Below are 14,016 nucleotides of genomic sequence, written 5' to 3' on the forward strand. Positions count from 1 at the left end.
ATATATGACAAATAAAAAACATTTATAAATACGATAATCTTTTTAGTCTTCTACATTTTCATAAATAAGTTTATCATTTTCTAAAATTGAATATAATTTTAAATCAATAAAATTTCCCTTATATAATTTATCACTCCTAAGTATTCCATCTAGCTTCATACCACTTTTAATCATTACTTTTTCAGATGCTAAATTTCCTGATACACATCTAGCTTCAATTTTTTTTAAATTCATATTGTTAAATCCAAAATCTATAACTTTTTGTAATGCTTCTGTAGTTATTCCCATATTCCAATAATCAAAATTTAGTATATATCCCACCTCTGCTTTTTTATTTTTTTCATCATATTTAGAAAATCCACAAATTCCTATTAACTCATTATTTTCTTTTAATGCTACTGCCCATGGAGTAGGTTTATCATTTTTGTATCCATCTAGAATTGAATTTAAAAATTTATGAGTTGAATCAATATTTTTATCAAAATCGACAAGCATATGTTTGCTTACATATTCATTAGATAAACATATAAATAATGTATTTAAATCGTATATATCTACCTTTCTTAAAATTAATCTATCTGTCTGTAAAGTTGGAAGTTTTTTAAACAAATTTTTCAAATTTTTACCTCCTTGCTCTTATAACTACTATACTATAAATTTATTGCACACTCAAAGGCTAATCCCAAATCACCCATAATTAAATTTTGTCATATATTGAAATATCTATTTATATTAAATCGCTTATATATACTATTCTTCAAATAAACTTCATATCCTATCTTTTATAATGGTTAATATAATAAATGTAATTTAATGCAAATACTCAATTCCGAACTTTTTTATACATTTACATTAAAATGTACATATATTATAATGACTATTGTAAGTTTTTATAACTTTAAACATAATTAGGAGGGTTTTATGATGAAAATATATAAGGGGAATATAATTTTCACGAAAAATAAAAATAAATTTGAAATAATAGAAAATGGATTTATAGTAGTTAATAGAGGTAAAGTTGTAAACGTTTTTAATAAACTTCCAAAAGAATATATAAATAACGAAATTATAGATTATAAGGATAAGTTAATAATCCCTGGTATGAACGATCTACACTGTCATGCACCTCAATTTAGAAATTTAGGTATGGCTATGGATAAAGAGTTAATTCCTTGGCTTAATGACTATACTTTTCCTGAAGAATCTAAATATGCTGATATAGAATATGCTGATAAAATGTATAAAAGATTTGTAAAAGAAGTTTGGAAAAAAGGAACTACTAGGATTGCTGTATTTGCAACAGTACATAAAGAAGCTTCTATAAGACTTATGGATATTTTTAAAGCCTCTGGTCTTGGAGCTTTCGTTGGTAAAGTTAATATGAATATTAATTGTCCAGATTCACTTTTAGAAAATACTAAAAAATCTATTGAGGATACTAAAGATATATTAAATATGAATTTTAGTAAAGATTCTTTAGTAAAACCAATTATAACACCTAGATTTATCCCTAGCTGTGATAGTGAACTTTTAAGAGAATTAGGAAACCTTGCACTTGAATACAACGTAGAAACTCAATCTCATTTATCTGAAAATCTTGGAGAAATTGAGTGGGTTAAAAATCTTCAACCTGATTGTAGATTTTATGGTGATGCTTATGATAAATTTAATTTATTTGGTCAAACTAAAACTCTAATGGCTCATTGTGTTTATTCTAGTGATGAAGAATTAAATCTTATGAAAAATAATAATGTAATGGCTGTTCACTGTCCTACATCAAACTTAAATGTAGGTAGTGGTGTTATGCCTATAAGAAAATTTTTAGATAAAAATATACCTCTATCTCTTGGTTCTGATGTTAGTGGAGGACATGATTTATCTATTTTTAAAATGATAGTTTATGCTATACAGTGTTCTAAGATTTGCTGGGTAAATTCTAATAAAGAACTTGATTTTTTAAACCTTTCAGAAGCTTTTTACATAGCTACTAAAGGTGGTGGAAGTTTCTTTGGTAAGGTTGGAAGTTTTGAAAAAGATTACGAATTTGATGCTTTAATAATAGATGATAGTGAATTAAACCATGATAATTATAACTTAATCGAAAGATTGGAAAGATTTATATATATTGGAGATGATAGACATATCCTTCATAGATATGTTCGTGGTAATAAAATAGATGAACCTACATTTTAACTTTAAAAAATTTTTTAGGTTATATTCTTTTGGTATATATTTTCCACTATTAAAAAACTTTTTATAGTAAATACTATTTTTAGATAACTTATTAAATTATCTAATTTTCATTAAAAAGGAGCTTTAATATGTCTAAATTTACTGGTGTAGTTAAATGGTTTGACAATGATAGAGGATATGGATTTATATCTGCTAATGATGGAAATGATGTTTTTGTCCATCATTCTAATGTAAAAGAAAATGGACATTGTAAAGATTTGCATGAAGGTGAAGAAGTTAGTTTTGATGTTATAGATGAACCAAAAGGTCCATCTGCTATAAATGTTCATAAAATGCAAGTTTAATAAAATTAAAAAGAGAGTATAAAATTATATTTTATACTCTCTTTTTGCAAAATCTAAATTTTTATGTTAACTATAATTTAATTTTTAGTTTTCACCTAACATATCTTTAACTAATTTAGCTTTGTCTAAAGCTTCATTTTTTATATTACTAATTTTATCTTTATTATTAGTTACTTTATCTTTAACTTCTAAAACTTTATCTTTAGCCTCATTTACTTTACTTTTTACTTCTTGCCCTTTATTTAATGCATCATTTGTTGCATTATCTATTTTGTTCTTTCCATCATTTATTTTGTCTTTTTTATTTTCTAAATTTTTATCTATTTCTTTTAATTTATCACTAGCTTTATCAACTGTATCTTTTATTTCATTTCCTTTTTTATAAGCATCATTTGCTTTATTTTCTATTTTATTTAATTTGTTATTAACGTTCTGTTTTGCTGAGTTTACACTATTTTCAGCATTATCTATTTTATTATTTGCACTATTAAGTTTTGAACCTATAGATTCTCCTAAACCACTTGCTGAATCCAATGCTTTATTTGCATCTTTTAATGTATTTTTTGCTGAATCTACCTTATCAGAAAAACCATGAGCAAAATCAACTAATGAACTTACATATGAGTCTGTATCTATTTCATCAAATTTTTCTCTTATTTTTTTGCCCACATCAGTGTTTATACTTGCTTTTTCTGATTCTGTCTTTTCTTTTTTCTTTATGTCATTACTTGAACATCCTGTTAAAATCATAGTTGATATTAATGTTGTTATTATAAGTATTTTTTTATTCATGACTGCCTCCAGTTTTTAATTAGAAATCTAACTTTTTTATTGTTTTATTATTCTACTATATTTTTATGATTTTGTATATACAAAAAATAAAATTTATCAAAAATAATGCCTCAAAATAATTCATATAAATTATTTTGAGGCATTATTTACATTTTTTATTTAATTAATAGATTTTACCTGGATTTAAAATATTTTTATGGTCAAATGCCATTTTTATATTTTTTATTAAATCCATATATGCTTGACTTTGAGATTCATGTAAATATTCTTTTTTAGCATAGCCTATACCATGTTCTCCAGAAACTTGCCCATTAAGTTCTCTAGATTTTTCATACATTTTTTCAAAAGTTTTTGTTAATTTCTTATCCCATTCATTTTTTTCTAAATCATCTCTTAATATATATATGTGAAGGTTTCCATCTCCGGCATGGCCAAAGCTTTTTATTCTTATATTAAATTTTTCTTGAAGTTCATTTGTAAATCTTATAAATTCTGCAACTTTATCTCTTGGAACAACAACGTCACATTCATCCATTTCAGTTGTAGTTGCTTTTATTGCTTCAAGAAATGCTCCTCTTGCTGACCATATAGATTCATTTCTTTCTTGAGTGTCTGATATAAATACATCATATGCTCCACATTCTAAACAAAGTTTAGCTACTTTATCATATTCTTTTTCAATGTCTTCCTTACTATTTCCATCAAATTTTAATAATAAATATGCATCTGAAGTATTGTCTGGGAATTTTTTTCCTAAGAACTCTTCAGCAGCAAGTATTACCTCTCTTTCCATAAATTCTATGGCAGTTGGTATAGACTTAGATTTTATAATTTTTGGAACAGTTTCTATAGCTGTAACTAAATCTGGAAATGGTACAAGTAAACTTATATCTTTTTTAGGTAATGGTAATAGTTTTAATATAGCTTTAGTTACTATTCCTAAAGTACCTTCTGAACCTACTATTAAATCTTTTATACTATATCCTGAACTGTTTTTAACAACTTTGCCACCAACATTTATAACTTCTCCATTTGGAAGTACTACTTCTAGTCCTCTTACATAATCTCTTGTAACTCCATACTTAACAGCTCTCATTCCACCTGCATTAGTATTTATATTACCTCCTATTGTAGCACTTTTTTCTCCTGGATCTGGCGGATAGAATAAATCTTTTTCAGTTACATATTGACCTATAGTCATAAGTAACACACCTGGTTCTACTGTTAAAGTTAAGTTTTCTTCATCTAGTTCTAGAATTTTATTCATTTGACTTAAGTTAATCATTATACCACCATAAATTGCAACTGCTGCTCCAACTAATCCTGTTCCTTGACCTCTTGGAGTTATAGGTATGTTGTTTTCATATGCATATTTCATTATTTTAGAAACCGCTTCTGTACTATGAACATTTACTAGTACTTCTGGATACTTTTCAACTCCCCCTAATTCATCATGAGAGTAATCTTCATTTATATTTTCTCCAACTAAAACATTTTCATATCCACATAAATTTCTTAAAAATTCAATATCTTTTTCATCTATTTTTTTATACATCATGATTTCCCCCAATCCTTATTCTACTGAAACTGCAACTTGATCATTATTTGATTGTTCTAATTCTATATCTTCAATAAGTTTAGGTATTACATCGTAAATATCTCCTACTATGGCATAATGAGCTGTATCAAATATAGGAGCTTTTTCATCTTTATTAATAGATATTATGCAATTAGAACCATTCATACCAGCAGTAAATTGTATAGCACCTGATACTCCACAAGTTATTATAAGTTTAGGTTTTACAGTTCTACCACTTAATCCTATTTGCTTTTTAGCATCTATCCATCCTGCTTCTACTAAAGGTCTAGTTCCTGCTACTTGACCTCCTAATAAGTCTGCTAGTTTATAAAGCATATCCATATCTTCTTTTTTCTTTATGGCTCTACTTCCAACTATTATAACTTCTGCATCTTCTATTCCTACTTCTTTATTTTTATTATTAACCTTTAAAACATCTATCTTAGAATTTAATTTATTTTCATCTATATCACATAGTGTAACTTTTCCAGTTGGATTTTCAACTTTTTCTGGAGCTGTAAATATTTTGTATCTAACTGTTGCAAATTGAGGTCTATGATTTGGCGTATGTATGTGAGCCATTATATTTCCACCAAAAGCTGGTCTTATTTGGTCAAGATCAGTATTTTCTTGTACATCAAGTATTGTACAATCTGCTGTTAGACCTGTTTTAAATCTAGCAGCAAGTCTTGGTGCTAAACTTCTTCCAAGTGTAGTTCCACCAAATAATAATATAGTTGGCTTAACTTTATTTATAAAATCTTCTACACATGCAGTATATGGCTCTATTCTAAAATCTTCTAAATTTTTATTGTCATATACAAATACTTCATCTACTCCATAAGAAAGTAATATATCTGTTTTATCTTTTATATTGTTTCCAACAAATACACAGTAAACTGGTTGATTAATTTTTTTAGCCATTTCTTTTGCTTTTCCTATTAACTCAAATGTTACTGGATGTATATCTCCTTCATGATGGTCAACGTATACTGCTATACCTTTCCATTCATCTTTATTTATTTTAACAACTTCATCTTCTACAAATTCAAATACACCTTCAGGTCCTGTTCTTACACATAATTTACACATCTTGCATCCAGCACCTATTTCTAATTTACCATCATTTAATTCTATAGCCCCAAAAGGACATATGTCTAATACTTTTTGAATATCTTTAACTTTATCTTGATTTATAACTATTTTTGCCACTTTAAATCCCCCCTATAATAACTTTAACTCTTTTATTTTGTTAAGTAATTTAGATGCTATTTCATCACCATCACCTGTCCATACTTCTTTTTCTATGTCTGATGTTGGTGGGAATATTTTTAAAACTTGAGTTGGAGAACCATTAAGTCCATAATGTTTTTCATCTTTATCATCAAAATCTTTAAGACTAATCATAGGTATCTCTTTATCTTTAGTTTTCATTTTTAATTTAAAAGAAGGTAATCTTGGTTGGAAAATTTCTTTTTCTACAGTTATTAAGCAAGGAAATTTGACTTCACAAATTTCACTAGTATTAGGCATATCTACTTCTACTACTATACTATTTTCTTTTGTTTCTATTAATTTCGTTACATTAGTAACATGAGGTATATTTAAAAACTCTGCTATTTCTGGTCCAACTTGAGCTGTATCTCCATCTGTAGTTTGTTTACCACAAATTATTAAATCAGTATCTCCAAATTTTTTAATACCTTGTGAAATTGTATATGAAGTTGCAAGTACATCAGCACCAGCAAATTTTCTATCACTTACTAAAGCACCTTTATCTGCACCCATCATAAAAGCTTCATGAATTACTTGTTTTGCTTGAGGAGGTCCCATACTCAAAACTTTAACCTTGGCATCGTTTTCTTTTTTGATTCTTAAAGCTGTTTCTAAAGCATATAAATCATATGGATTCATTTTAGAATCTACTCCATCTCTTTTTAAGACTCCTGTTTTCTCATCTACTTCTACTTCTGATGTTCCTGGAACTTGTTTTATACATACTAAGATTTCCATATTATTTCCCCCTTTACTTTACTATTACTGATACCCCATCAGGTATTAAAGCTACTTTAGCATTTTTACCTTTTATGTCAAAAGCCATTTTAAGGGCTTCGTCAAAGCTACTTGCGTGTTTCATATACATACTTTTAATCATATTTGGATCACATAAATCTGTAACCATGATTACAGTAAATTTTTCTAAGATTCTTGCTAGTATTTGAAATTCCCATTGATCTGGTATAGTTTCATTTTTTGGAATTTTTCTTACTTTTTCAAGTATTTCTGTAGGTGAAGATGCATTTGCTACACTATCATAAAAAGACTGACCTCCATGGCCATCATTACAAGCAGATATCATAATTATTACTCCACCTTCCTTGCATGTAGCCTCTGCTGCGGTCATTCCTTTTACTGTTTGGTATATGTTTTGATCTAAAGGATATCCTCCATTTGTACTAATTACAATATCTGCATCTACTGCATCTACTTTAGATAGTTTAGTTACAAAATCACATCCACTTTTATGTGCCTTTTCTACATCTCCTGCAAATGCCCCTATAACTTTTTTATCTTTATCTATAACTACATTTAATATAAATGCTAAATTAACACTTTTCGCTGCATATAACATATCTTTATGAATTGGATTATTTTCAAGGTTACCTGTTCTAGCATAAGGACTGTCTATAAATTCAGAACAGTGGTTATACATTATTGTTTTAACTGATGCTACTCCTGGAAGCACACTTTTTCTTCCTCCAGAAAATCCAGCAAAGAAATGTGGTTCTATAAATCCTTCAGCTATTAATAAGTCTGTTTCAACTATAGCTTTATTTACAATTAGGTCTCCACCTGAAGGAAGAGTACCTACCTTAATCATAGATTTTTCATCTGTTGCAAAATGCATTATTATTTGTTCATTATCTACTATCTTTTCTCCCATTTTATATACAAGTTCTTCTCTTGTACTTGGTCTATGACACCCTGTTGATATTATTATTTTTATATCTATATCAGGATTTGAACTTCTTATTTTTTTTAACATTATAGGTAATGTGACTTTACTTGGTACTGGTCTTGTATGGTCACTAGTAATTATAACCATACTTTTTTTGCCTTTTACTAGTTCCTCTAACTTATCACTTCCTATTGGTTTTTCTAAAGCTTTTTTTACAATTTCATCTTGACTAAGCGTTGTTTTAAAATCATGAGCTTTAGACTGCAAAACTTTTAGCATGTTTTCATCTGGTATATTTATATTCATACCAGACTTTGAGTAAGGTACTTTTATCTTCATTTATTTCCCTCCTATTGAAATATAAATCTTCAAGGTATACTATCTTTTAATATTTTTAAATCGTTTTCCTGAAGGTTGTTAAATTATAAAGTTTAATGTTTTTAATGAATTGATATATACATTTTAACTTAAATTTTATTGGTATTATGGTCTTACCAGTTTGTACTTTTATGATAGTAAACTTCATAATAATTTACAAGTATTGTTTATGTATTAACAAAATATATAGTATTATTTAATTTTTTATTTACTTTCAATTTTTAGCTTACATTTTTTAAATTTTTTATAAAAAAATATAGATTCCAAATTTTCTTGAAATCTATATTTTATCCATAGTAATTTTTATTAAATCTAAATGTTCTTTCATGTACTTATAAGCATTTTCAGGCTCTCTAGCTATTATTGCATCACAAATTTTTTTATGTTGATTATTTAAAATTTCTTCTTCATTATAGTGATTTACTATTTTTTGTCTTGAGTTCACTATGAAATCCTCAAGTAAATTTAGTGATATTTTGTATAAACTTTTGATTAAAAAGTTCTTGCTCATACAAGCTATTTTGTAGTGAATCTTTTTATCAATGTCTTCTTTATCACAATTCTCGTCATTATTTGTTAAATTTTGCGAAATCATTTTCAACTCTTCAAATTCTTCTTCTGTTCCCCTTATAGCAGCTAATTTAACAGCTTCAAGCTCTATCATATTTCTTAGCTCTAATATCTCCTCATAACTTCCGTTATTTAATATAAACATCATCGAAATAGGTTGTATAAGAGATGATTCTATATTGTTGCAAATAAAGTTACCTTCTCCTTGCCTACTTTCTATTATTCCCATAGTTTCTAAAACTCTTAAAGCTTCTCTTATCGATGTTCTACTAACTCCCATTTTTTCAGACAATTCACGTTCTGACATAAGCTTGTCCCCTTTTTTTAATTTTCCTGATAATATCATATCTTGTATTTGATTTATTACTTGTTGGTATATTTTTTTATTAGTTATATTACTAAACAAAGTTTTTCCCCCTTTATATTTAAATATTTATTAGTATATTATACTATAAATATTGTTAAGCAATAAAAAATACTATTTAAAACAATTTATATTTGCCTCAAATAGTATTTTTATATTTTATTTATTATCTTTATTTAATTCTGATAAAGATACTTCACTCATTGATCCTCCCATATTAAAATCAGGTCTTATTGTAATATATCCTCCATCTGTAAATGGTAAATCAACTACAAATTGGCCCTCTATATCATATACAATTGAATCTAGTGAAAAATAATCATCATCTAAGTTTAATCCCTTTGGTATTGTATATTCCATGTATGTATAACTATGAGGCTTTATGCCTTTAGAAAATAGTGGCCAGTTTATATCACTTTCTTCAAATGGATATTTCATATCAATCTTTAGTGGTGAATTTGTCATCATCTCTTTATTTTTATCTTTATACATATCAAAAGTTATATAAGATTCTTCTAATCTAAATGTATATTTAGTTGGATTTTCTATCTTAAATCTTAATTTAAGACCATTTTTAGTTTCATACTTCTTATTTAATTTTATATCAATTTCAAAATCATTTTTTATTAAATAATCATTTTCATGTATTAAATTCTTAAATATAAATTTGTTTCCTAAAACAAATAATGTAGATATTATAATTATAATAAATGATAGCTTTATAAATTTATTAGTTTTTATTTTATTATTTTTTTTATTTATAATTTTTAAAGATATGTACATAGATAGTATAAATATAATAGATATTGTCATAACTATAATCGGCATACTTATATTCATAACTCTAAATTGGTTAACTAAAAAATTTAATAAGTTACTAAAAGAACCTGAAAATGAAATATAACTTGATTCATTTGATATACTTGAATGATATATCATTGTAGCTATCATATCCATAGGTATAAATGCTATAAAAAATATAACTACACTTAATCCCCCTGCTATGTTTCTTATATTATGATACCCAAACTTAAAATACATAGGTAAAACTATAGATATTATTAATATAAATATACTTAAAGAAAAATATATATCATTTAAAACGCTACTTCTATGAAATATTGGCTCTAGTATAAAATTAATCAAACTACATATAGTAGTTACTAAAATTATAACTATAAAAGCTAATATATATTTTGAATATACTATGTCTTCTTTACTTACTGGTATACTATTTATATAGTTCATATTATTTGATTTATAATCATTATAAAAAGTATTAGCTACTATAAGATAACTTATAAAAACTGGAGTTATATAATATGATGCTGAGTTTAAAAAAAAGTACATAAATAAAAATACTAATAAATATTTTATATTACGTATACCCTCTCCCCTAATACTAACTATAAAATCTTTTTTAATTAAATTAATCATTAACTCTCCCCCTTTACATAGTAATACATTATATCTTCTATATTAGGTGATTTTATTTTGTCATTGTTCATATCCTTTATTTCGTTATAATGTTTCATGCTTTCATCTATTTTAACTAAAGCCTCACTGTAGTATTTTAAATGTTTCTTTCCAACTACATTTTTATTCATATTATCTATTTGCTCTTTAGTTCCATTTATAATCTTATAGTTTTCCCTTAGTGTTTCTTTATCTGTGCTAAAAACTTGTTCCCCATTATTAATAAAAGTTATGTAATCTGCTATTTTATCAAGTTCTTCTGTGTTATGAGTTGATATAATTACACCTTTACTTCCTTCTTCTATAAACTCTTGTAAATACCCTAGAAATTCTTTTCTAACTATTGGGTCAAGTCCTGCTGTTGGCTCATCTAATATTAAAAGTTTTGCATTATGACTAAGTGCATTAGTCAACATAAGTTTACTACTTTGACCTTTTGATAAAGTTTTTATATATGAATTTTTATTTATATTAAATTTATCTAAATAATAATCAAATTTATTACTTTCAAAGTTTTTATAAAATAATGAATTTATCTTTTTATAATCTTTAACTTTTAAATGATCATAAAAATCTAAACTGTCATATACAAACCCTATATCATTTTTTATATCTATAGGATTTTTTTCTATACTTTTACCAAATAAACTTATACTTCCACTATCACTTTGAATAAGTCCCATTATCATTTTTATAAGTGTAGTTTTTCCTGAACCATTAGGCCCAATTATCCCCATTATAAAGCCTTCTTCTAGGTTTAGATTTATATTTTTTAATTTAAAATTTTTAAAACTTTTACTAACATTTTTAACCCTAAGCATTTTATCACCCCTCATAAATTACATTAAATATTTCAATAATTTCTTCTTTACTAAGATTTATCATTCTTGATATTTCAATAATTTCTTCAACCTTAGTTTCTATTTCTTTTACCTTTTCTTCATATACTAATTCTTTTTTAAATATAGCAACAAAACTCCCCTTACCGGGTACTATATCTATAAACCCTCGTCTTTCAAGTTCTTCATATGCTCTTTTTGTGGTTATAACACTTATATTTAAATCTTTAGCTAAACTTCTTATAGAAGGTAAACTTTGACCTTGTTCTAAATTGTTAGATATTATAGCTTCTCTCATTTGATTAACTATTTGCTGATATATAGGAATATCTGATGAGTTAGAAATTATTATATTCATATTTGCTCCTTTCATCAATTGTTTATATTATACTAACTGTATATAATCAGTATATACAGTTAGTATTTATTTGTCCACTAATTTTTAAGAAAATTAGTGGACAAATAAAAAATCCCTTGAACTTAACGCTCAAAGGATCGAGATAATATTAATCTTTGTTAAATTCTATGGTAAATATAACAGAATCTTTTCCATTTTTAATATTATATTTAAAACCATGCTCTCTAAGTATTTGACTTACAATATATAAGCCTAAACCACTACCTCCAGTTTTTCTATTTCTCGACTTTTCCACCCTGTAAAAAGGCTTAAATAATTTATCTTTATGCTTTTCATCTATTGTAACTCCTGTGTTTTCTATTTCTAAGATTGGATTTTCTTTTTTATATAATCTTATTATTAAATCAGCCTTTTGTGGTGAATATTTAATAGCATTATTTATTAAATTATTTATAGCCTTTGCTATACGCTCTTCATCTGCTTTTACAACTACTTCACTATCCATTTTCACATCTAAATTTATTTCTTTTTCTTCTATCAAGTATATTTGTCTTTTTATAAGTCTATTTATTAAATTGAATAAATCTATTTCTTTAGTTTCAGGCTTTTTTTCTATTATTTCAAATTTTGATACCTGTATCATTTCTTCTACTAAAGTTTTTAACTCTTGAGTAGATTCATAAGATTTTTTTAGGTAAGTGTCTCTATCTTTATATTTTCCTACGTTATAAATCATACCTTCTAGTTGTCCACTTATTATTGTTATCGGAGTTTTAAGTTCATGCGATACTGTAGCTATAAATTCTTTTCTTCTAGCTTCTTGCATTCTTTCATTTTCTATAATGTTTATAAGTGGCTTTGTTATCCACTTTGAAAATACATAAGATGTTATAGTAGATAAAACTATAGCTACACATAATATTATAGGCATTAAATCAAGTATTACAGTAGTTGCTTCATCTACTGGTTGTAAAGGCATGCTTGTATCTAGATAATATGGCATTTTACTATTTTTTATATATAATACTATAGTTTTTTTATGATTTTTATAAGAATCACTTATATTATTTGAATATGGTAAAAATGATAATTCTTTATTTCCATATTCAACCACACCTCTAGCATCTCTTAATAACACTCCCACATTTTCACTTTGTGATAATCTATATAAATCTTCTTTTAAACTAATTAAATTATGATTTTGTGATTTAGCTGATAAAATCATAAGTCTATTGTCCAAGGATTTTATTTTATACCTTTCATAATATGATGGAAGTAAAAGAGATAAAATTAGATATATAGTTACTATAAGACCAATAGATAGAGTTGTTATTATTATAAATATTTTTCTATTTATTGCTAAATCATCCCATTTATCTCTAATTTTTGTCAAGACTATACCCTATTCCTTTCACTGTTTTTATATATGGTAATTCTATTTTTTTTCTTATATTTTTTATATGTGCGTCAACAACCCTTGTATCACCATAGTAATCATATCCCCAAACACTATCTAGTAAATTTTCTCTAGTTACGACTTGTGGATAACTCTCTATTAAAGTTTTTAATATATTAAATTCCTTTAAAGTTAGTTCTATAGGTTTATCTCCAAGTTTAACTTGATAAGTATCTAAATCTAGGGTCAATTTTTCAAAGTTCAATATATTTGATTCATTTTCATTACTAGTTCTTCTAAGAATTGCTTCTACTCTTTTCATTAATAGTGTAAATGAAAATGGTTTTGTTATATAATCGTCACACATTAAATCAAAACCTTTTATTTGATCACTTTCTTGATTAAGTGCAGTTAAAAATATTATTGGAACATTTGAAGATTGTCTTATCATTTTACAAACTCCATATCCATCTAAATTAGGCATCATTACATCTAATATAACTAAATCAAATTCTTCTTTTTTAAAAGCTTGTATACCTTCAAGTCCATCATTAGCAGATTTTACATTATATCCCTCTGCTGTTAAAAATTCTACTATAAGTTCTTGTATATTATTATCATCTTCTATTACTAATATATTTTTATTTTTCATTATCAATCTCCTATTATTACTTCAATTTACTATTTATATTTTACAACTTTTATGTGAATTTATCATGAACTACCTTTATTATACAACAATATATTACTACCATTTATGAATTAATT

General features: G+C 25.9%; 14 protein-coding genes. 2 read left to right on the top strand and 12 right to left on the bottom strand.

Features of this window, described 5'->3' with window-relative positions:
* Positions 1–42 precede the first annotated feature (42 nt).
* Positions 43–618, bottom strand: coding sequence for a GNAT family N-acetyltransferase (locus H8891_RS06920; protein WP_187005765.1), 576 nt, complete (start codon positions 616–618; stop codon positions 43–45).
* Between the two features lie 306 nt (positions 619–924).
* Between H8891_RS06920 and H8891_RS06925 the strand changes: the two genes are divergently transcribed.
* Together H8891_RS06925 and H8891_RS06930 are read left to right on the top strand one after the other, a co-directional pair.
* Positions 925–2,193, top strand: coding sequence for an amidohydrolase family protein (locus tag H8891_RS06925; protein ID WP_330604925.1), 1,269 nt, complete (start codon positions 925–927; stop codon positions 2,191–2,193).
* 128 nt (positions 2,194–2,321) lie between these two features.
* Positions 2,322–2,537: a cold-shock protein gene (locus H8891_RS06930; protein WP_187005767.1), complete on the top strand. Its 216-nt coding sequence runs from the start codon at positions 2,322–2,324 to the stop codon at positions 2,535–2,537.
* A gap of 84 nt (positions 2,538–2,621) precedes the next feature.
* On the opposite strand, the gene H8891_RS06935 is transcribed toward H8891_RS06930, so the two are convergent.
* The 11 genes from H8891_RS06935 to H8891_RS06985 all read right to left on the bottom strand — a co-directional run bounded on the left by H8891_RS06935 (position 2,622) and on the right by H8891_RS06985 (position 13,900).
* Positions 2,622–3,329 (bottom strand): coiled-coil domain-containing protein, encoded by a 708-nt coding sequence (locus H8891_RS06935; protein ID WP_187005768.1) that lies wholly within the window; start codon positions 3,327–3,329, stop codon positions 2,622–2,624.
* 163 nt (positions 3,330–3,492) lie between these two features.
* Positions 3,493–4,884 carry an FAD-binding oxidoreductase gene (locus H8891_RS06940; RefSeq protein WP_330606205.1) on the bottom strand — a complete coding sequence of 464 codons (1,392 nt, stop codon included), beginning with the start codon at positions 4,882–4,884 and terminating at the stop codon, positions 3,493–3,495.
* Between the two features lie 18 nt (positions 4,885–4,902).
* On the bottom strand, positions 4,903–6,120 hold the full coding sequence (locus H8891_RS06945) for an FAD-binding protein (RefSeq protein WP_187005770.1): 1,218 nt from the start codon (positions 6,118–6,120) through the stop codon (positions 4,903–4,905).
* 12 nt (positions 6,121–6,132) lie between these two features.
* Positions 6,133–6,921: an electron transfer flavoprotein subunit beta/FixA family protein gene (locus tag H8891_RS06950; protein WP_187005771.1), complete on the bottom strand. Its 789-nt coding sequence runs from the start codon at positions 6,919–6,921 to the stop codon at positions 6,133–6,135.
* Between the two features lie 13 nt (positions 6,922–6,934).
* Positions 6,935–8,206 (bottom strand): nickel-dependent lactate racemase, encoded by a 1,272-nt coding sequence (larA, locus tag H8891_RS06955; RefSeq protein ID WP_187005772.1) that lies wholly within the window; start codon positions 8,204–8,206, stop codon positions 6,935–6,937.
* A gap of 319 nt (positions 8,207–8,525) precedes the next feature.
* Positions 8,526–9,221 (bottom strand): FadR/GntR family transcriptional regulator, encoded by a 696-nt coding sequence (locus H8891_RS06960; RefSeq protein WP_187005773.1) that lies wholly within the window; start codon positions 9,219–9,221, stop codon positions 8,526–8,528.
* A gap of 117 nt (positions 9,222–9,338) precedes the next feature.
* Positions 9,339–10,616 carry an ABC-2 transporter permease gene (locus H8891_RS06965; RefSeq protein ID WP_187005774.1) on the bottom strand — a complete coding sequence of 426 codons (1,278 nt, stop codon included), beginning with the start codon at positions 10,614–10,616 and terminating at the stop codon, positions 9,339–9,341.
* The gene (locus H8891_RS06970; RefSeq protein WP_187005775.1) at positions 10,616–11,476 is read right to left on the bottom strand and encodes an ABC transporter ATP-binding protein; all 861 of its coding nucleotides are present in this window, start codon (positions 11,474–11,476) and stop codon (positions 10,616–10,618) included. The genes H8891_RS06965 and H8891_RS06970 overlap by 1 nt, the downstream gene beginning before the upstream one ends.
* Before the next feature lie 4 nt (positions 11,477–11,480).
* Positions 11,481–11,852, bottom strand: coding sequence for a GntR family transcriptional regulator (locus tag H8891_RS06975; RefSeq protein WP_187005776.1), 372 nt, complete (start codon positions 11,850–11,852; stop codon positions 11,481–11,483).
* A 148-nt stretch (positions 11,853–12,000) separates the two neighbouring features.
* On the bottom strand, positions 12,001–13,245 hold the full coding sequence (locus tag H8891_RS06980) for a sensor histidine kinase (RefSeq protein ID WP_187005777.1): 1,245 nt from the start codon (positions 13,243–13,245) through the stop codon (positions 12,001–12,003).
* Positions 13,232–13,900 carry a response regulator transcription factor gene (locus H8891_RS06985; protein WP_147543850.1) on the bottom strand — a complete coding sequence of 223 codons (669 nt, stop codon included), beginning with the start codon at positions 13,898–13,900 and terminating at the stop codon, positions 13,232–13,234. The genes H8891_RS06980 and H8891_RS06985 overlap by 14 nt, the downstream gene beginning before the upstream one ends.
* Between the last annotated feature and the right edge of the window lie 116 nt (positions 13,901–14,016).

Source organism: Paeniclostridium hominis (assembly GCF_014306135.1).
Classification (GTDB): Bacteria; Bacillota; Clostridia; order Peptostreptococcales; family Peptostreptococcaceae; genus Paraclostridium; species Paraclostridium hominis.